This is a genomic window from Bradyrhizobium sp. 40, from assembly GCF_023100925.1.
Taxonomy (GTDB): domain Bacteria; phylum Pseudomonadota; class Alphaproteobacteria; order Rhizobiales; family Xanthobacteraceae; genus Bradyrhizobium.
Genome location: NZ_CP064688.1, coordinates 1946513 through 1966341 on the forward strand (window position 1 = coordinate 1946513; position 19829 = coordinate 1966341).

Sequence of the window (19829 nt, forward strand, 5' to 3'; positions counted from 1 at the left end):
CGATGCTGAATCCAGACATGGTTCGCGAAGCGACTCGCCTAACACGCGCCGGCCAACTGGTCGAAGCCACTGCACTGCTGCAGCGAATGCTGCGCGGCGACGGCGGCCCCGCAGCGACAAGGGGAACTACTGTGCCTGTCGAGCGTGCGAGGCTCGAGCCGCCGACACTCGAGCTGAAGGCCAATGTCGTCGAGGAGACGGAGAGCGGGCCGTCCTCACAAGCCACGCCTGCCAAACGACACAATCGCCTCGCGCACTTCGGCGGCATGAAAGATCTTTCCGGTTTCGGCATGCCAAGTCCGGTCGGGCGCACTCCAATGTCCAAAGCGGACATTGCGCCGGGCGGCACAAGGTTCGTCTCTGCCACCTTCACTAACGCGGCGGGAAGTCGGACCTACAAGCTGTTCATCCCCAGCCGCGCTGATGGAGGACCGCGTCCCCTCATCGTCATGCTTCACGGCTGCACCCAGTCGCCGGACGATTTCGCCGCCGGCACCCGGATGAATTTTCTGGCGGACGAGCGGAATTGCTTCGTTGTCTATCCGGAGCAGCCACGCGGAGCCAACCATGCGAAATGCTGGAACTGGTTTCGCACGGGCGACCAGCAGCGGGATAGCGGCGAGCCTTCGCTGATAGCAGGCATTACCCGCAAGATCATGCGGGAGCACCCTATCGATCCCAAGCGCGTCTACGTCGCAGGCCTCTCGGCCGGAGGCGCCGCCGCCGCCATCATGGGTGCGACGTACCCCGACCTGTACGCCGCCGTCGGCGTCCACTCGGGCCTAGCGTGCGGGGCTGCCAGCGACCTTCCATCCGCGTTGACCGCTATGCGGCAAGGCAACGCTGCAGCAGTCCGGAGAGCTGGCGCCTCGATTCCCACCATCGTCTTCCATGGCGATCGCGATACCACCGTGCATCCGAGCAATGCTGAACTGATTCTCCGTGGGCCGGGCGAAGCTGCAGCAAGCCCGAGGACGAAAACTCTTCGCGGGCGAGTACCTGAGGGACATGCGTATACCCGCACCGTCCTCACCGATGAAGGTGGCTTGGGCACGTCCGAGCACTGGAGCGTCCACGGGGCCGGCCATGCCTGGTCTGGAGGCAGTCCTGCCGGGTCCTACACCGATCCCCGCGGGCCGGACGCGACCAGGGAGATGCTGCGTTTCTTCCTCGAGCATTACTGGCCAGGCGCTGAATACGCTTGAACAGAGTCTCTTCGCTCTGGGCTCTTTTGCGAGAAGCATTGCAAGTAGAGCCCTTCGAGTCCGTCGCGGTCATGAAGGGTTCAAGGCGTGAAAACGCGCCCCGGAACAACGCGGCGTTCGGAGCTCTTGCAGGCTGCACAAGGTAACATGATCATCACGGTCGGGCGAGGCGTTACGCCTCGCCCGTGTGATCGGTACAATTAGCCGCGCAGTTCGAGAGCTTGTCCACTGCTGAGTGGCGGCACCTCGCGATCTAGGCCGGATAAAATCCATCACCGTATCCACAGACCTGCACCGGACGGAATCCTCGCCGGGACAGATCGTCGAAGGCTTGTTGATATGCCGCGCCATCGAGACCGTGCCGTGCTTGCCATTCGCCCGGCTGGTCCTTGTGCCAAATTGCAGCGTAGCGAGCGATCCCTGTGTCACTGTACCCGCTCACAGAAACCAGACGGAAACCTGCGGCGTTCTGGTCATCAAAAGCCTTTTGGTATTCACTCGCCGTCAACCCGTGCCGACCAATCCATTCGAGGCCAGGGCGCCGTTCCCAGATCGCTGCGAAGCGTACATCAACATTGACCCGGAAACCGCAAACTTGCACGGGCGCGAAGCCGTCGGCGGCCATCTGGTCGAAGGTCTGCTGGTATTGGCTCCGCGACATCCCGTGCCGCGCTTCCCAATCAGAAGATGTCCGCTGTTCCCAGATCGCGGCGTACCGGGCCTGTCCGTTCTCGGCGTAACCGCTGACGCAAACGAGTTGGTAGCCTTTTGCCACGAGATCATCGAATGTCGATTGGTACTGGTCGTTAGTCAGGCCGTGGCGCGCCTGCCATGCGGGGCCATCGCGCAGTTGCCAGACAGCATTGAGCCGGGAGCCCGTCCCCTCGCTGTATCCGCATACATTGGTCAGCCGGTATCCTTCTCTGACCAGCAAATCAAAAATCGATTGATAGGCCTCTGGGGTGATCCCGTGCCGTGCTTGCCATGCCGATCCGTCACCCTTGTCGAACAGAGCTGCGAAGCGTGTGTTGAAGCGGGAGAGTGCGGCGGACTCTTGTCCGGCCTGCCCAGCCGCGTTGTAGATGTCGGAAAAGTTTAGGTCGGCGTCGATCTGCCAGCCGCTCAGTGTTCCAATGGAAACTGGGGCGGTTGTCGGCGCAATAAACATACGCAGATGAGCGCCCCCGTTTAGAAATAGTCCGTTCACGTCGTGAGGCCCATCGCTCAAGTACGCCGTCCCAAGCTTCGTCGGCGTCCCCGGATTGGCAAAATCCTCAGACCTCCGCAGGATAAGCCGAAACGAGGAGTTCCCCACGTTTGCATGCCAGTTGCCAAGCCAACAAGCCTCGCTCTGCACAAACGTTGGATCGACGACGTCCGTGATGTACCAGCCCGAATTAATCTGCCAGTTCGGATCGTTGTTGTAGGCGATCTCGATGAATTTGTCTTCGCCCCAGTGGTTCTTAGCGAAGAACACCTGTCGATTGCGATCGAAGCCGATCAGCAAAAGCACGTGACCTCCGATGTTCGGGGTCTTGTGGAAGACATCGCAGATTACTTCGCGGTCCGCGAGGATGGTATTCTCCAGCGCGATGATGCTCGGGTTGTTGCCAAGAGACCCCCAACCCGCCGCTCTGTAGCGAGCGTTCACCCGCGCCAGGAGCGGAATGTGTTGTTCACAAAATTCAACGGCGTCGTAGTCCTCTTGGCTCGCCACTGCTTCCACGCCTGCAAATCCCAAAACGGGTAAGATGTCCAACAACGTCTGCTGATTTTGTAAGTATGGAGCCGCATCCTCTGGAGGCGAGGCATTCTCCGAAATTTTCTCCGCAATATCTCCACTGCCTTGGAAACCGGTCAGCGAGGAATTGTTCTCTACCGGACGCGCTGCCGCCCCCGCGCTGTCTCGATTCAAAGCAAACGCTTTGCCCATATGAAAGATGTATTCTTCGGATACATCGATGAGCAGACCATACTTGCGTCGATATGCCGCCTCCAAAGCCGCGGCACCCGCAAAAGCCCAGCATGTACCGCGGTCATTCTGGAGCTTGAATCCCGATTGCCATTGCGCCAACGAATAGACGCCGCTGACGGGCTCCCGGAGCGCTCGCGGTCCAAGCACATCCACGCGTCCAAACTTCGTAGAGGCTCGCAAGCCTTCGGCCAACGCCCTAGCATAGGCATGTTTGTCCAAAACCGGTGACGGAGTGACCCTGACGTGCTCCGGTTTTGTGGTCGAGTGCGGGTGATAGTGTTCTCTGAGAAGCTCTGCTGTCTCGGATGAATAGTGAAGCATGATACCTCCGACGGTGTTGTCGACGTGGTCGTTTCATCTATCCCTTGTCCCCTAAAGTTGAATACGCCCGGACGCGCGGAGCGCGTGTGAACTCGCTCACATCGGCAAATGAGTATACGAGTTGGTTTGCACCTAGAGTGGCGCTTGGCCGATTGTCATTAGTGGCGGCCCAAGCCTGGTTTCAGCGAGCGTCTCGGATCTAAATCGATAAGTCCGCTGGAAAGCGTGGATGCTCCAGGTCGATCAGCTTCTGCGACGCTTGGCCAAGAGCGCTCTTTTCACGATGAGTACACCGCCGATGACAATGACGTATGCGACAGACCGTTATTTGGGTAAGACGTTTCAAGAACAGGAGTGGTGTTGGTGCGGCTAGTAAGCCGTAGAACGAACCAAGCTTGCTCGCGGTGCCGCTTGGAAAGCTTGGTGCGTTGATGCAGCGCGCAAAAGCGAAAACCCCGCCGGGGGAAGCGGGGCTTTCTGGTGGGGGTGAAGCTTAGGGAAGCTTCAATTATAAGACGCTCGCATCGCGAAAAAGGTTCAAAGGTCTAAAAAGCGAACCACGCTAACATCGCACTGATCGGGGTGACTGCCAGGCCGAAAAGCACCAAGGGTGCAGGTTCATTGCCAGTCCTGTCGCTCGAAGCTGATCTCCTTAAAAATATACGCATCGCAGCAGCGGCGGCCAGTGACGGCAATGGTGGAATGACACCTTAGACCCTGCTTGCGATTTACTTCGCCGTCACGGGCTGCCTGACCCGTATCGTGATCTTCTCCGAAACAATGGGCGGCTCGAACGGATAATGCTTGGCATCGCCTAGCACGAGCTGAAGCGTGTGCGTCCCGGGCGGAAGTTCGAGCAGCGTTTCGGTTTGTCCCGCCCCGAAATGCAGATGCGACTTGTCCTGCAGGATCGGCTCCTTGGGATCGATGGGGTCGTTGACGTCGATCAGCAGATGATGGTGACCGGCGTTCTGATACTCGTCGCCGGCATGGGTCACTCCCATGTTGCGCAAGCCGAACCGGATCCAGAATCCGCCGCGGACCTTCTGCCCGTCATGCGGGGTGATGAAATACAGCTTTGCGTCCTTGGGGGCTGCCTTGCCTTGCGAGAAGGCTGCCGCCGGGAGCAATGCGAGCGCCGCCGCCAGCGCGACGCAACGAAGGATCTGCATCAAACCAACTCCTCCACTCAAGGACTGAGAGCCACGCGGAATCCGTGGGTGGGATAACGAACATTGGTGTCGTAGCCGTCGCGGTTGGACGGCCGCACATATCTCGAATCGTTCTTCCAGGAGCCCGAGCGCAGGACGTGAGCGCTGCAGTCGCCGCTGCTCCAGGTCGAGCCGTCGCCGGGCGCGCCCTGATAGGTCTTGTGCCAGCAGTCCTCGACCCACTGATCCACACCGCCGCCCATGTCGTGGAGCCCGAACGGATTTGGCTTGAAGCTGCCGACCTTCGCCGGTTGCTCGGCCGCGAGATCACCGCAATCCTTGCAACCGGCCATACCCGGCTGCAGCTTGTCGCCCCACCAATATTTGGTCTGCGTTCCGCCCCGCGCGGCATATTCCCATTCGGCTTCGCTCGGAAGCCGATAAGTCTTCTTTGTCGCCTGAGCAAGATAGGCCGCATATTGCTGGGCGTCGGTCCAGCTCACATTGCTGACCGGCGCATCGTCCTTGCCGATCGCCGTGAAGCCGCACGCCTTTGCGGCGGCGCACTCGTTCCATTCCTGCACGGTCACCGGATATTTGCCGATCGAGAATGGCCTGACCGTCACCTGATGGACAGGACGCTCGGTCGGGTCGTCGTTGCTTCCCATTGCAAAGCTGCCGCCGCGAATGGCGACCATCTCGGGTTCGCGGACGGGAACTGTCGATGGACTTGGCACCGGAGCGGGCGAGGGAGGCGACGAAGCCGAGGAGGGAGAAGGCTGCGGCCTTTGCGCGGCGCCCTCGCGCGGCGGAGGCTGCGGGCTTGGCGATGCGGCCGGAGAAGCGTTAGGAGAAGCGTTAGGAGAAGCGGCGGGCAGGGCGGCCTGCTCGCTCACCTTGCCCGGCGCCTGCGCCAGCAGGTACCACAGCACGCCGGTGGCAATGACCAGCAGCGTGAGGCTCAGGAGGAAGATCAAGATATTCTCGCGCCGGCCCTTGGTCTTGCCGACTGCATCTGCATCCGCCAGCACGCGATAGACGCGCACGGGATCGGTGATGTTCTTGACTTTGCGGTCCCCGAGCGACTCGTAGCCGCACACGACCTTGTGCTTGATCTGCTCGTAGATCGCGCCGGAGATGTAGACCTGACCAGGTTCGGCAATGCCCTCGATGCGTGAGGCGATGTTGACGCCGTCCCCGTAGATATCGTCCGACTCAACGATGACGTCGCCCAGATTGACGCCAATCCGGTACTCGATCCGCGTATCCCTCGGAAGCGAGGCATTGCGCCCGATGAGGTTCTGCTGGATGACGATGCTGCATCGCACGGCCTCGACCGGACTGTCGAAAATCGCGATGAAGCCATCGCCCGTCGTTTTCACCAGACTTCCATGGTGCTCGACGATGCTGGGCCGGATGAGGTCCCGCTCAATCCGCTTGACACGGACGTGGGTACCCTCTTCGTCCGCCTGCATCAAGCGACTGTAGGAAGCTATATCACCGACAATGATCGCTGCGAGACGACGAGGTCCGACGCCATGTGAAGGGGGGTCACCGTTGTTCCCGGATCGGAAGTTGCGAATTTCGCCCATAGCGGGACCCACAAAACTGCAAGGCGACCCAGCATACAACCCGTCAAAAGGATCATCCGCGACGATATCACATCGATGAACGCAGACAACATCGAAGCACTCGTGCATCGCCTTGCCGATCGAAATGCCATCCCAGATCACGCGGTCGCCGCCGATGCCCCTCGTGCGTAGGGATGGGCTTTAAGGCGCGCCGACCAGAGCGCGCCGATCCCCGACCTTCACACTTGCGACAATCGACTCCATGGCTTTTGACGTTCGGCGTCATCTCCGCGGTCAATCAGTGGTGCAAGCAAACTGCCGCTAGGCCGGCCTGCGTTATCGGCATCGATCTCTTGTCAGGTGTGGTGCACCGCAGCCCGCGTAACCGAGAACGGATTATCGCGTCGCGTTGGCTTACTGTTCGGCTTTGTTCTCAAGAAAGCACTGAACCGGTTATATTGCCCTCCGCGGGAACACGCTGGCAGCCCCGAAGTTATGAGTCCCGTGACTAAGAAGGTAGACTGTCCCGCCGTCGGCTCCCAACACCGGCGGCGGGGTTTTTGTGAGTTGCTTGAGTGGCAAAGCGTACCGGAGCACCGGCCAAGAAGCCGCAAACTTCCATGCCGGGCTTTATCAGTCCCCAGCTTGCGACCCTGAAGATGAAAGCTCCTTCGGGGGCTCAGTGGATTCACGAAGTCAAATACGACGGCTACCGCATCCAGCTGCACATCGGCGGCGACGGCCGGAAGGCCTTCACCAGGAATGGCCATAACTGGGTCGACAGGTTCTCGGTCATTGCCGGCGCCTTCGATATCCCGGGTCAGGCGATCGTCGACGGCGAGGTGGTCGTCATCCATAAAGAGCGAACCAACTTCTCCGAACTCCAGGCGGACCTCGGCCGAGGCGACCAGGACCGGCTGGTTTACTTCGCCTTCGATCTTCTATGGTTGGACGGCAAGGACCTTCGCAGAATGGCTCAGCTTGCCCGCAAGGAGCTCCTGAAGCAGCTGATAGACGAGAACGGGCTGGAAGCACCGATCTTCTACAGTGAGCACCATGAAGGTGACGGGCAGGCGCTGTTCGAGGCGGCCGGCAAGCTTAACTACGAAGGCATCGTCTCGAAGCGGGTTGATGCCCCGTACCGGTCGGAGCGGGTTGAGACCTGGCAAAAGATCAAGACCGTCCAGCGCGAGAAATTTCCCGTCGTTGGCTTCGTCAAGGACCCGTCCGGCGTCGCCGCGCTCTACCTCGGCAAGCAGGAAGGGAAAGAGCTGCGGTACATGGGGAAAGTCGGGACGGGCTGGAGCCGGACGAAATCGGCGGAGATCCGCAAGGCTCTCGATACCGTCATCAGTCCGAAACAAAAGCTCACCAAGCCTGTCAGGAAACCGAAGGCGACCTGGGTCGAGCCGAAGTTCTACGCCGACCTCGAATACCGGGACATCACCTCCCAAGGCCCGCTGCGGGCCAGTTCGTTCAAAGGCCTGTCGAAGAAATAACCCAGGTTTAAACTCTTGTGATTTCTTCCGCAGTCTGCGGCTGGTGGAGGAACGGCAGCGCGGCAATGCCGTTCGCCATGCTGACGATAGTGTCCCTCCTAGACTTGCCTCCGCCACTGGCGGAGGCCTTTTCTTGTGGATAAGGAACGTTAGCTTCCGCGGGTATGTTCTTCGCTTGAGCGGAGACGAACGTTTGTCACCGTCGGTCGGATAGCGAGTCTGTGCCGACGCCCAGCGCCATAGTTGCGCTGATGCTGCCCGAATTCATAACATCGGCAAAGCCGCCCCGAATTCCGGCCAGACCGCCGCTGATGGTTGCGCCGGCGCTATTGGTCGATGTCGAGCCTACCGTGCCGTTCGTTACATTAGAAATAGGCCTATGCGGCAGCCTTGATAAGTCCAAGCTGTGTCAAGGCCGCCACACCATCGTCGAGGCCAATCTCCTCGACAATCTTGCGATCCTTGAGCTTCAGGACGGTCGTACCGGTGAACTTCATGTTGCGCCCTGTGTTGGCAGGCAGCGATCCCGCCAAAAAGTCGCCGAAGGCGGGCCCGGTGTGCGTGCCACCACCTTCCCAGCGTCCAACGACGTAATCGCCTTCAGCAATCAGGTCAGCGGCACCCCAGAAGTTGAGGTCCGGAAACGCCTTTCGAAAGTCGGTCATGAAGGCTTTAATGTCCTCGCGGCCGCGACGAGGTTCGTGAAGCGAATACTGCAACAGCATGTCCGGCGCTGCGAGTTCGTCTACTATGTTCAGGTTGCAGGTCGCGCCCCAAAAGTCTGTAAACCAGCGACCCACGATGGCCTTGTTGTCACTTTCCTTCGACATGTAGCTAATTCCTCTGTTTGTGTTTTCAGTTCGAGTGGACGCCTTGGAGACGGGATCGGGGCCGGCTTGGACCATGCCGTCGGGACGGATGTGCGGCCCAGACTGAGGATCAATCGCCAGCCGTTCGAACAGCTCTCGCAGTTCTGGTCGGAGGCCATCTCCACAAGGAGCTGCGATAGAGTGAAACTTGTGCATGTCGTGCTCCTATGTGCGCCCGCCCACGATAGGATTTCACTCAGATCGATCCACCCGATTTCCGACCGGCCGCTGCGCCAACACAGGTCGGCATCGCGTCAAAAGCTACCTTGGCAGCTCGCATTGCGTGCTTCAGCTTGCCTCCCAAAAGCAGACCTCGCGGCATGCTGAGCTAAGGTCAGCTACGGGCCAACAGGCGATGTTGCTGGTGCGACGGGATGAGAGGCACTCATCAATATTGCTCTGCCCAAATTCGTTGATTAGCCGGAGAACTACAGACGCGGAACTCTGGATTTTGATCTTGCGTTCATGAGCTCAATCCTACATCTGCCGTCGATCACGGCATGTAGGTGAGGAACAATGTCCTTCGACCCGATGGCCGCTGCGGTTGATTGGCTCGACGCCTACCGCGCTGGCGAGATTGAAACTATCCTGGAGATGTATGCTGACGATGCGACAGTCCATTGCGGCTGTGGTAGCATGAAAGCTCCCATCACTGGCAGAGAGGGCCTCCACGCTTATTGGACGGACCGGGTTCGGCAATTTCCAGCTTCGGAGCTGGACAACCTGCATCCATCGGATGATGGAACTCTAATCACATATGTCGCGAGGCACGGCGTCGTCAGTGTAGTTCTAACGTTTGATGCTCTCGGACAAATCTCATCCCAAACCTGCGGTCTATCCAATTAAGCCCACAATCCGCTGGGGCTTTGGGGGCAACTCGGCAGCCAGACCGGATCAGGAAGCGGGCTGCGCGAACTCCAAAGTCGTCTTCGAGTCAAAATGCGAAGAACTCCCTTGGGCAAATCTGGACCGATGATCTCGGTGACCGGACATCCAAGCGGCCGGATTGAATTCGTAAACGGGCCTAAAGCCTCGTTCGAATGTGAAAGCAAGGAGTGGCGCGCGCACCACATACAACAGGGCTTGCTTTGGAGAAAATGCAATGCGTTTTATCTTCGGATTATGCCTTGGGATCGCGTCGTGTGCTTCTGCGAACGCCGCGCCAAGGTGGCATCACAACTCGCGGCAAGCCATCATGCGTCCTGGCCAGGCGGTCATCCCGAGCTATACCACTCCACGGGGCGTGCGCATCTATCGCGACGATTCCGTTCCGGGAGGTCTCCGGACCGATCACGACGATCCTCCTGCCTACGATGATCCATCCAAGTTTGGCGGTGGCTGATGACTGAAGTGCGCGTCCGCTGCGGGTCAATCGCGTCGGTTTGCCCGTGAGGCGATGACCAGCGTTCGAAGCGGATAAACGGACGTGGTCAGACCGGACCGGCACGTCTCCAACCGGCCCAAGAAAGAGATCAACGGGCAACCCGTGGCGCATATTGGCGGCTAAACGGAGCCGCCGTACCCAGTACCTTTAGTGTTGAGTATCGGAGGCAAGAAATGATCGTAGCTCGTCGAGAAAGCGTGCCAAAGCCGGCTCGCCCTCCAGCATGATATGATTCCGGCCTTCGAGCGGGACAAATCGGGCGCCGGGAATCCCCGCGGCCAGCCGACGGCCCGACTCGAACGGCACTCTGGCGTCGTTGCGGCAATGCATGACAAGGGTCGGCACCTTGACCCGCGGCAGTAGTGAGCTGATCTCCACTTCGCCATTTGCCAGTAAATTGCGCGCTGCGTCTTCGGCCGAGCTCGATATACGCTGTAGCTCGTTAAACCAGTCGGCCTGCTCCTTGTTAGCGTCCGGAATAAACAGCGACGTGAACATCTGCCTGAAAGCCGGGTTTTCCTGTCCCCATCCCAGCCGCATCAGCGTCAGCATCGCATCTCCGGCCGCCTTCTCCGCCTCGGTCCTGGCGCGCTTCTTCCAGCCGACAACATAACCTCCGTAGAGAATCAGATGCGACACTCGCTCCGGATGCCGGACCGCGTAGGCAATCGAGACTGCGCACCCCTGGGATATGCCGAGCAGCGCGAACCGTTCGATGCCCGCGGCGTCGACCACCGCTTCGAGGTCATCGACGAACCGCTCGAATGTTACGTCGGGGACGTCACGATCCGAAAGCCCATTTCCCCTTGCGTCATATCGGATGAAAAGGTGCTCGCGGGACAATTCCCGGTAGAGATGCCGCCAGATTGGACTTTCGAAGTCGAATTCGATGTGGGTCATCCAGTGCCCCGTCTTCACCAGCGGATGCCCTTGGCCGGTCCTGGCGTAGGCCAACTGCACGCCGTCGGCGGTCTGGCAGAAGTGAATTTCCTGCTTGTGTTGGACGGTTGACGCCGCGACCGTGTCTTCCGCAGACGAGGGAATCGCGGCGTCTGGAATCGCCTCGATGTCCTTGGCAGTGAGCCCGAACACGCCGACCGCGCGCGAGATGTTCTTCACAGCCTGCTCGCCCAAATCAGCAAAAGCCATCGACAGCTTGTCCCGGATCTGGTCGTTCGCCGCCCTGGATATGCATACGCCGCCGGGCTCGCAGAGCGTTTCCAAGCGCGCCGCGATGTTGACGCCGTCGCCGAAGATATCGTCGCCGTCGATGATAATATCGCCGACGTTGATCCCAATCCGGAACACGACCTGCCGTTCCGCAGCGACCCCTGCGTTGCGCCCCACCATGCTGCGCTGAATCTTGACCGCACAGGCGACCGCATCCACGACGCTGGCGAATTCCACCAGCATCCCATCGCCGGTGGTTTTGACGATGCGGCCGTGGTGATCGGAAATGCCGCAGTCGACCAGTTCTCGGCGGTGCGACTTGAGGGAATTGAGGGTCCCCATCTCGTCGGCGCCCATTAGCCGGCTGTAGCCGACCACGTCCGCCGCTAGAATGGCCGCAAGCCGGCGTTGCATGGCTCTTGCCCTCTCATGCCACTGCCAGTCTGCCCGCAATCAGTGGCCGCGACAAGGCTGAACGGGCCGGCGGAATCCGCCGCGGATCAAAGCGCGGTTTTGGTTTTGCCGCGCACTTCCGGTCTACCCCGATAATCGCACGTAGTCGGTTCGGCAGCCACCTCGCAAAAGGGTCAAAAGCAGTCCACGCCTCGACGCTTGCGATAGGGCAGCTAACGGCCCAATAGCCGAAGCGACAGAATTAACGTACGATCGATGCCGCGCGTGACGTCAAAGGGGGCGGACGTTGACCAATCGATTCTTACTCACTGCAGCTCTGGTTGCATCCACGGCCATCAGCGCGAGCGCCGCATCGGCGCATCATCCAAGGCATCGGCGGTATCGGTGGTGCCGGCGGCATTTTCACGATCGGCGCTGGCACCCTCGCTGAGGGCCAGTTCGCCTTTTCCGTGTTCGTTGACTATCTCCGGCTGCAGCAACTGAGCAATCTAACTCTGCTCGCCAATGTCGGTAACGACGTCCATGGCCTGCAAACGGTCGAGAGCCGCGTCCTTGCCCTTGCTGTTGGCATCACCAACGATTTCACGGTATCGGTGCGCCTGCCATGGGTGCGCCGCACCGGTATTCTCGAAGGCGTGCAGGAGGATCCTGCCACCGTGCGTGACCGCGGCAACACATCGGGCTTTGGCGATGTAACCGTGCTAGGCCAATATCGCTTTCTGAACAATCGGGTGAGCGGAACGCAGGCGGCGGTGCTGTTCGGCGCCAAGGCCCCGACCGGCGCGACCAACCTGGTCGATCCATTTCGGGAAACCTTCGAGGCAGAGTTTCAACCCGGATCGGGATCTTGGGATGGCTTGTTCGGTGTCGCCTTCAGCCAGCAATTGTATCCCGCCTTGAGCTTTCACGCCAACGTACTCGCGATTGCAACCAGGACTGGGACTCAAGACACCAATCTCGGCAACCGGTTTCTCTATAACGGCGCATTGGCCTACCGACTGTTCGGCGAAACGGCCAGCGAGCCGCATTCCCATGACCCGCGTGCTACCTATGCACACGCCGGTCATGATCGCTCACGGATGGTGACCAAGACCCCGATGCTGGCCGCTCCGCACGGTCATGTTGCCCTCGACGCTTTGCTTGAGATTAACGGCGAGTGGCACGAGAAGCAGCGAACCTTCGGCATCGCCGATCCAAACTCAGGTGGCAACACGGTGTTCATTTCGCCGGGTCTGCGCCTTACGGTCGAGAACTGGTCGAGCTACGTGATGGTCGGCATTCCGGTCCTTAACGACTACAACGGGATTCAAGCGACCCCCACATGGCGCGTTTTGGCTGGAGTCTCCGCCGTCTTCGGTCCCTGATCCATATAGACTGGCCGCCAACGAGTAAGCGTCGTGCTTTCTCTTGAGTCCGTTCTGCAACCGCCGATCACGGTCAAAGTGGGAGACTTCCGCTTGCGTTGCTAAGCCGACGTTTGTGAGAATAGGTCTTAGTTCAGCGACTTCCCGCGCCGCTTTCGGGGCGGCTTTCTCACCAGCGGCGCGCATGACCTCCATGCTGGTGATGCTGGGGTCGAAATCCTTCGGCGGCACTGGCATCTCGTCCGGCGGCATCGTTGCAGGCTGGGCAGGGCGTAGTGGCGCGGCCCTAGCCGCAAGCCGTTGGGAGCGTGCTCGACTTGGCGCGGGCGCCGGCGCGGCGTTGCCGCCTTGATTGCCGGTTGTCCCGTGTCCCGCTGTCCCCCACGCTGAGGGCTGGGACATCCCTCAGAACGGCATCCGGAACTTCTTGAACATCGTCCTGCCGTCCCGCTTGATGTCGGCCTCGATCCGGCTGAGCGTGTCGGCCTGGTGTGCCCTCTCGGGGCCGAGGAGATTGTGCTCCCGGATTTGCTCCATCGTTCGGAGGACGAGCTCGACCGATGTCGGATCGAGATCCTTCCTCCGCTCAATCGAGTCCAGCATATCCTTGTAGTCAGCGAAGAACTGCGGGCCCGTGTCACCCATTTCCACGAAGATGTCGTGCATACGCCAGAGGTTATGCAGGAGGACCGCGCGGTCCGCATCGGAGATGTTCAGCTTGAGATACATGTCTCATCCTGTTGTTGGCAGGCACAGGACCCGGCGCTAACCGCGGCGCGTTTGGTGCATGCAAACGGCCCGCGAGCGCTTCGCGCTAAAGCAGGGACATCCCCGTGGCTGCCAAGGCCACGAGCAGGAGCAGGATAGCGGCGATAATGACGCCCAGGAATACCCGTTCCATCGGGTGCAGCAGGTGAGGCCTGGTGGCGTTCCTGTGCGGCGAGCGCTTCGCGCTCACACAAACCAGCAGGGGGTGTGGCCCGGTGCCTCTTTACTACTTCTGCGCGGCACGCGCGCGGTTCGTTGTAGAATACGGCCCGGATGGCGTTTCGCTGTGCGAATTCGCTTTGGGGTTTTCTCCGAGGTTTTGGCCCGCCACTGGCGGCATTTGTCCTCGTTCAAGGGTCAACCGACCAGGAGCTACGTCCGTTCGCCCAGGAGCTTCGTCCGTCGCAATGTCGATAATCGACTTAGCGAGCTGGTTTCTAGGGCGCTTGGGTCATTCTGCTGTGCTCTAGGTTTGGGGCCGCCGAACTTGACCACTTGACCGTTTCCCAGCGGTTTTTGGCTATCTCATCAGGGACCAACAGCCGCTCGCCCTTGATTACCCTCTTGCCAACGCGTGTGCCGAGGTGGGCGCGAAGCGCGTTTTTAGCTGCCTCTTCATTGGCGAAGCCGACGTAGAACCACCCATATGTCGGGGCTAGGTCCGGCGAGACGCCGTACTCGATCGAAAGTAACCACGCTCTTTTTGCAAGCTCGCCCATTGCCCATGTGTATGCGCCCTGAATCGTCCTGACGCCACCCTTCTATCCTGCCAGTTTCAAACTGACCCAGTACCCAAGCGGTGCGGCTTTGACCCTCGATCAGCAGTCGCCGGTAGCCGAAGCGGCGGCGTTCCTGGGCAATCGCCCTCATGCGCTGGCGAAGGCTGGCATCGTCAGTCCGCGTCGTCCGATATCTCATGGTCATGCGGCAGCAGCCGATGGCTTTACACGCCCGCCGTTCGCTCATCCCATGGGCATCCACCAGAGCGCCGCATTGTTCAGCATGGCGTCGGCCCGGAGCCGCTTCAGGCTGGTGTTCTCGTCCTCCAGCGTTCTCAGCCGCTTGGCCTCGGAGACGTCCATCCCGCCGAACCTGGTCTTCCATTTTTAACTGGCGTCGCTCACGCCGTGCTTGCGGCACAGATCGGCCACTGAAACCCCGGCCTCGTGCTTCTTCAAGATTCCGATGATCTGCTCTTCCGTGAAACGACTGCGCTTCATGCTCTGGTCCTCGTCTTGGGCGAGAGCGAACTCCAAACTGGATTAAGCCCGGGGGGCAAGGTCACCATAACCCCTACCGCCCCGCATGACCTCTCGCGACTTGGTGCTCATCCGGAGGATTCCTCCGGAGGCAAGCCGTTAGACTTTGTGGCGGCTGACCCGCCTCGCCAGGTGTCGGTCAAGCCCTCGTTAGCCGGGAGACGCCCCGCCAGCCGGCCGCTGCAGCAAAGCGGGTGCCAAGTCGGGTTCCGTGACCAATCAGCGTTTAGATACTTCCCCGGGGCGGCTGACGGTCGTAGGCTAGACGCATTGCACATCCGAACTCGTATTGTGGGGTAGCGTTATGTCGAGTGCGATTGAGTTGATTGTGGACGGCTACGCAAGACTGAACGACCATCAGTCGCTCGAGGAGTTGAGGATGCACCGCCGGCGCTTGGCGCTCGATCTGAAAGCCATGACTGGCTTCGACTGCGGGTCGTCGATCGCCCAGCTCGAGCAAGACATTGCGGCCATCGAGGCCGGGATGGAGATGCTGTCGGGACCGATCGCCGGGTAGGCTAACGCGCCAACCTGGTGAGGGCGAGCGCGTAAGGAGGGCAAGTGCTGCGATCTTTCGTCATCGCTCCCCTCGCAGTGGTCTGGGCATGCCCGTCCGCGCTCAGCCTGACGTCTGAGGAGGTCATCGCCAAGCTTCGTGCCGCGGGCTACTCCCAGATCCAGGAATTACCGGCCGGCAAGATCAAGACCTACAAGGCCGTCAAGGAAGGCACCACGCGCTCGGTAATCATCGACAGCACCGGCCACATCGCAGAGGTGGCGAGATAAGCTAGACGGGCAGACGAAGCCAGACGTCTTTACTGGACAGCGTGCCGGTTGGCGTCGCAATCTCCATATCGACGACGCGAAGCGAGCCATGACTTTCGTAAAGGTAGCGAAGGTGCCAGACCGGGCCGAGTTCCGGTGAAATGGCAAAGTCGTCCAACGCGCTTGTGATGTTGTGAACGGCATCGCGTCGGCCGATCGGTGCGGAGAACATCGCGTCTATCAGCGCGGCTAGGCTCATGCCACCGACCAGCATGGCTCGTGCAGCTTCGTCGCCGTGAGAAAGCCGGAGGGCGGTCACGATGACCGCAATAGCGTCGGGATTGTTCAGAGCCGCGGCACGTTCAGACCCAAAACCGGACCATTGATGTAAGGGCGCGGGGCAGCGGTTGCGTATTCTCGCAAGGCGATGGACGACTGCTACAACACCTCAGCACGAACCGGAGCCACGCCACGATCCGTAATCCCTAAGGTACGCGCCGCGGCGAGCGAGAGGTCGAGGACGCGGCCACGGACCCATGGTCCGCGGTCGGTGATACGAACCACCACCGACTTCTTCGTCTCAAGATCAATGACCCGGACCCTCGTGCCGAACGGCAGACGTCGGTGCGCCGCGGTTAGTAGATTCCGGTCAAATGATGAACCGCTCGCGGTCTTGCCTTTGGAGTAGGAGTAGTAGGAGGCTTTTCCGGAAAAGACCCGGTTGTAAGATTGAGTGCCCGAACGAGCATTCAAGGGCTCTTGTCCGTTCGGAAGTTGCGGTTGCGCCTCATCCTTTTTTGTCTGATCGAGTCCTTCAGGAGCCGGCTCAGCGTGAGCCTTTGGAATGATGGACCACCGCTCATTGAAATCCTCTGCTGCAGCGGTGTTCGCATTCAATCCAATCCAAGCAGGGAGTGTCGCAATCGCAACCATTCTGAGGAGAAGGCGCATTGTTCGGCCTCATCAAACAATTGAAGCACAAGTCAACAATGCAACCCATCCGCCAGTGTTCCTGAACATGTATTCGCGTCTCGCGAATAGGTGATTGCATACCGACGTTGGCCGGATGTGCGTAGGAGCACCGCAGCAAGTCAATTATCTCGCTGCGATGCATCGCGCCATTTAGCGCAACCGGCCGGGGGCCTATCGGCCAGTCTTCCCAGCGCGCACTACATACGACCGGCCCATGGGAAAAGTTGCGTATCCCCAAAATGAGAAATTTCAACCCGCCTACTGACAATGGGGCAGAGTTGTTGGTGGCCATACGCCCGCCGACGCCAATGGCCCGTCGAGCGGTGCTTCGCGCTGGTCTTAGTGGACGAGCAGCGGCCCGAGCTCGAGGGGCAATCGCCAAGGCCGAACACGACGACCACGCCGAGGCGGGTGCCGAACGCGCTGTCGGGCAGCTTGATTCGAGGCAGAGGGGGTTATTAGAGGTACTTAGGAGCCTGCGGTTGGCGCTCGCTAAAGGACGCCGCATCTTCTGTTCGGCGATTTCGAAGACCGGACGAGCGTTGGCAATTGACACAGTACCTTCCCAAGACCTGCGATTGCTTGCTCGGCTTCCTCAGTCCGGTCAGCCGGCTCTTCCTTCAATGCCTCTCGCTTTGCACGCTTGTCTGCCGCAGACTTGCTCCTTTGAGCACGGCATCTTGCAGGCAACTCTGGGGCGGCGGTCGTAACTAAGTCCGATTCAAGGTGTATGATGGGGTTGCGTTCCTCATAGGAGCCCGTGATGGAACCAACAGAATCTGCCCGCACGCACCGTCAGGTGTTGCCTTGGCTCGTGGTCGCGCTGATTGTTGTGTTGGCTGGAGGCATGTTCGTTTGGATGAATAACAGAATTGATGCCCTACAGGCGGCGACTGCTATTCGTCGAGATTCTGGCGTCGAACAAACAAAGAGGGCGGTAGCAGCTCTTGAGCAGACGATGAAAGACATTCAGTCAAGCCAGCAAAGCCTTGTGGACCGGATAGCGGAGGTCCAGCGCAAACTTGCCTCGGAAGGCAGTAATCGCAAGCTAATGTCAGATCAACTAGGCGCACTCGGCGCACGCGTTGATGGGCTGGCATCCGCGAATGCGGAGAGCGCTGCGACTGCCCGTCAGAACTCACGCACAAAGCGATAGATGTTCGCGCTTAGTTCAGTGCCGGAAATTTCTTTCCGAAAGTAGGAAAAACCTTCCGCGAACATCTTCAACCAAGAGAACCAAACAGCGATGCGTCAACGTTGGTGACCAACTAGCCCGCCCTTGAAAGTGGTCCTCTCAAGGCGATTTGGGACCGCCTCCGGTCCGACGGCCGGTTGATAAGTACGGCGGGTTCTCGCACTTCTTCTGCCGCTTGCGGTTTCTTTGGAACGCCCACCGATCAATCCCGCCAGTCCGAGGACAGCTCCTGCGACGGTCACCCAGTTGGATATCCGATCCTGGAAAGCATCGCTGTTCCCGCTAATGCTCAGCGCTCACCCTCGTGCCGCAACGGCTGGGTACGCAACCCGCTTTTGAGAGCGATGTTTTCGACGACTGTTTGCTCTTTGGTCGGAAAGTACGTCGCAACCAACGACAGGACACCAGCGACGCAGAGGGCCATCAGAGCGGCGCCAGCAACGCTTACCGGACCTCGCAATAGCAACTGCCCCAACGCGCGAAACATGACATCCGCATACTCGGAAATGCTTAACGAAAATATTGCGCGCGATCAACGGCGCCCAGAAACGCACGTCGCATCGCGCGGCATCCTATCAGATCGAGGTTGCGTGGAGCGAGAGCGCTGTCGGATGACCGAGTAGGTGCCCGCTATTGCGTGCTTAGCGACAAGCCAAGAACAAATGCCTTAGCCGCCGTCGCGCCCGGCGTTCGCTTCAATTTCTTTGCGATCTTCGTGACACCAGTCTTTTGCTTCGCAAGTAACTTCAGCGTCTTCAGGTCGTCTTTCGTCCACTCGCGACGAACACTTTTTTTCTTCTTGGCCAACTTGGCGCTCCTTCGTTGATGGGAGCGCGGTCTAACACGTGTCGCGCGGTTCGCAAATGCCTTGTGAATGGCGCTGTTTGACGGACCCTGTCCTTTTCGACAGGTGTAGGCCGTCCTGAGCCGTGGGCTGATCGCGCTAGAAGGACGAGGGCCGCGGCTATGCGACGTTACTACCTCCCGATTTTTCACAAGGGAGAGACATGTGCGGACGATGTGGGGGAGCTATTTGGCTCGGCTCAACTAGCCGTCCAATACGGCGCGCGCGTCGCTCGGGACGTCGCCAGCGACCCCGACGATGATTAGCCAAGCGGCGTCGCCGTCAGAGTCAATCGTCAACGGTTAGGCAGGCGCGACGTTGGCGAACAATGCCCACCAATTCATGCCGGCGGGCTTCCTGCACAAGGCTGTGATCCGCATTGTGTGAAGTAGTTCACAACTGGCAGAGTATCACCGAGCGTAGCGTGCGCGCTTCCACTGGAGGGAAGCGCAATGAAGTGGAACTCGGCAACCTATCGAATGCTCGCGCTGACCGCCGCTGTTCTGGTTGCGGCTGGTACTACTATGGCCATCGGTACTCCTCGTGGAGTCCCTGAACCAATGTTGGGATCCGATTGGCAATGCCGGACCATGCTGCTCGTGACCACGTGTGCGCACTGAAGCATTGATCGGATAGCCGCAGACGCGCGCTCGGCAAAGCTAGCGGGCGCTCGTTCACACATCTCGGCCCTACGAATGTCGAGCTAACAATCGGTTAACGAAGCCCCCAGGCGTGTTCCGCCGTTGACCTGCATCCCGTCACGCATAACGAGGTGGGTCTAGGACGGGGCCGGTACCATGGCGGACCTAACGGAAAAATTGAACAGACTCCGTGCCGATGCCGCGGATTTGGTCCTTATGAGCAGGCGATCGAGCGACCCGCGAAAGCGCGCACTTTTCGAACGCTTGGCAGATGAGCTCGCCATAGAGGCTCTCGAACTCGAGCAGGTGGTGAAGCTGCAAAGCCGGCGCTCCGGTCACAGCGACATGGGCAAAGTCGTGCCCCTCCACGTGCGTCCAGATCGTCGCTGACGCGATCCCGCGTCGCTTTTTGGCCACGCCTTAACTCGCGGCCTTTCGTTCACACCTGGCGGTCTTCATGCG

16 protein-coding genes and 1 pseudogene are annotated in these 19829 nt (G+C 59.8%); 7 read left to right on the forward strand and 10 right to left on the reverse strand.

The genetic code is table 11. The annotated features are described in order from the left end of the window. Positions 1-2: 2 nt before the first annotated feature. The gene (locus IVB40_RS09245; RefSeq protein WP_247818676.1) at positions 3-1205 is read left to right on the forward strand and encodes a PHB depolymerase family esterase; all 1203 of its coding nucleotides are present in this window, start codon (positions 3-5) and stop codon (positions 1203-1205) included. Between the two features lie 253 nt (positions 1206-1458). Here the strand turns inward: IVB40_RS09245 and IVB40_RS09250 are convergent, their stop codons facing one another. From IVB40_RS09250 to IVB40_RS09260, 3 genes are all read right to left on the reverse strand, one after another. Continuing rightward, positions 1459-3501 (reverse strand): hypothetical protein, encoded by a 2043-nt coding sequence (locus IVB40_RS09250; protein ID WP_247818677.1) that lies wholly within the window; start codon positions 3499-3501, stop codon positions 1459-1461. Positions 3502-4229: 728 nt separating this feature from the next. Next, complete coding sequence (locus tag IVB40_RS09255; RefSeq protein WP_247818678.1) at positions 4230-4673, reverse strand: DUF4399 domain-containing protein; 444 nt, start codon at positions 4671-4673, stop codon at positions 4230-4232. A gap of 17 nt (positions 4674-4690) precedes the next feature. Beyond that, positions 4691-6244 carry an SUMF1/EgtB/PvdO family nonheme iron enzyme gene (locus IVB40_RS09260; RefSeq protein ID WP_247818679.1) on the reverse strand — a complete coding sequence of 518 codons (1554 nt, stop codon included), beginning with the start codon at positions 6242-6244 and terminating at the stop codon, positions 4691-4693. Between the two features lie 554 nt (positions 6245-6798). Here IVB40_RS09260 and ligD point away from each other — a divergent pair. Next, positions 6799-7722, forward strand: a complete 924-nt coding sequence (gene ligD / locus IVB40_RS09265) for a non-homologous end-joining DNA ligase (protein ID WP_247282086.1) — start codon at positions 6799-6801, stop codon at positions 7720-7722. A gap of 377 nt (positions 7723-8099) precedes the next feature. Here ligD and IVB40_RS09270 read toward each other — a convergent pair whose 3' ends face one another. Beyond that, positions 8100-8552, reverse strand: a complete 453-nt coding sequence (locus IVB40_RS09270) for an ester cyclase (RefSeq protein ID WP_247282102.1) — start codon at positions 8550-8552, stop codon at positions 8100-8102. A 570-nt stretch (positions 8553-9122) separates the two neighbouring features. Here IVB40_RS09270 and IVB40_RS09275 point away from each other — a divergent pair. Next, complete coding sequence (locus IVB40_RS09275) at positions 9123-9437, forward strand: nuclear transport factor 2 family protein (protein WP_256465064.1); 315 nt, start codon at positions 9123-9125, stop codon at positions 9435-9437. A 685-nt stretch (positions 9438-10122) separates the two neighbouring features. Here the strand turns inward: IVB40_RS09275 and IVB40_RS35875 are convergent. Beyond that, positions 10123-11559 (reverse strand): alpha/beta fold hydrolase, encoded by a 1437-nt coding sequence (locus tag IVB40_RS35875; protein WP_346283275.1) that lies wholly within the window; start codon positions 11557-11559, stop codon positions 10123-10125. 320 nt (positions 11560-11879) lie between these two features. On the opposite strand from IVB40_RS35875, the gene IVB40_RS09290 reads away from it, so the two are divergent. Next, positions 11880-12923 (forward strand): transporter, encoded by a 1044-nt coding sequence (locus IVB40_RS09290; protein WP_247818680.1) that lies wholly within the window; start codon positions 11880-11882, stop codon positions 12921-12923. 405 nt (positions 12924-13328) lie between these two features. Here IVB40_RS09290 and IVB40_RS09295 read toward each other — a convergent pair whose 3' ends face one another. After that, positions 13329-13652 carry a hypothetical protein gene (locus IVB40_RS09295; protein ID WP_247282088.1) on the reverse strand — a complete coding sequence of 108 codons (324 nt, stop codon included), beginning with the start codon at positions 13650-13652 and terminating at the stop codon, positions 13329-13331. Positions 13653-14507: 855 nt separating this feature from the next. Next, positions 14508-14911, reverse strand: a pseudogene (locus IVB40_RS09300) (transposase); the annotation flags it as partial. 343 nt (positions 14912-15254) lie between these two features. Here IVB40_RS09300 and IVB40_RS09305 point away from each other — a divergent pair. Both IVB40_RS09305 and IVB40_RS09310 read left to right on the forward strand, forming a co-directional pair. After that, positions 15255-15467, forward strand: coding sequence for a hypothetical protein (locus tag IVB40_RS09305; protein WP_247291457.1), 213 nt, complete (start codon positions 15255-15257; stop codon positions 15465-15467). Positions 15468-15511: 44 nt separating this feature from the next. Then, positions 15512-15736, forward strand: a complete 225-nt coding sequence (locus IVB40_RS09310) for a hypothetical protein (protein WP_247282090.1) — start codon at positions 15512-15514, stop codon at positions 15734-15736. A gap of 1 nt (position 15737) precedes the next feature. On the opposite strand, the gene IVB40_RS09315 is transcribed toward IVB40_RS09310, so the two are convergent. Together IVB40_RS09315 and IVB40_RS09320 are read right to left on the reverse strand one after the other, a co-directional pair. Then, on the reverse strand, positions 15738-16034 hold the full coding sequence (locus IVB40_RS09315) for a hypothetical protein (RefSeq protein ID WP_346283285.1): 297 nt from the start codon (positions 16032-16034) through the stop codon (positions 15738-15740). A gap of 119 nt (positions 16035-16153) precedes the next feature. Beyond that, positions 16154-16666, reverse strand: coding sequence for a septal ring lytic transglycosylase RlpA family protein (locus IVB40_RS09320; RefSeq protein ID WP_247282091.1), 513 nt, complete (start codon positions 16664-16666; stop codon positions 16154-16156). 784 nt (positions 16667-17450) lie between these two features. On the opposite strand from IVB40_RS09320, the gene IVB40_RS09325 reads away from it, so the two are divergent. Then, entirely contained in the window at positions 17451-17843 is a 393-nt protein-coding gene (locus IVB40_RS09325) for a hypothetical protein (RefSeq protein WP_247282092.1), read from the forward strand. A gap of 669 nt (positions 17844-18512) precedes the next feature. Here IVB40_RS09325 and IVB40_RS09330 read toward each other — a convergent pair. Then, the gene (locus IVB40_RS09330) at positions 18513-18689 is read right to left on the reverse strand and encodes a hypothetical protein (protein ID WP_198293370.1); all 177 of its coding nucleotides are present in this window, start codon (positions 18687-18689) and stop codon (positions 18513-18515) included. Positions 18690-19829: the final 1140 nt, after the last annotated feature.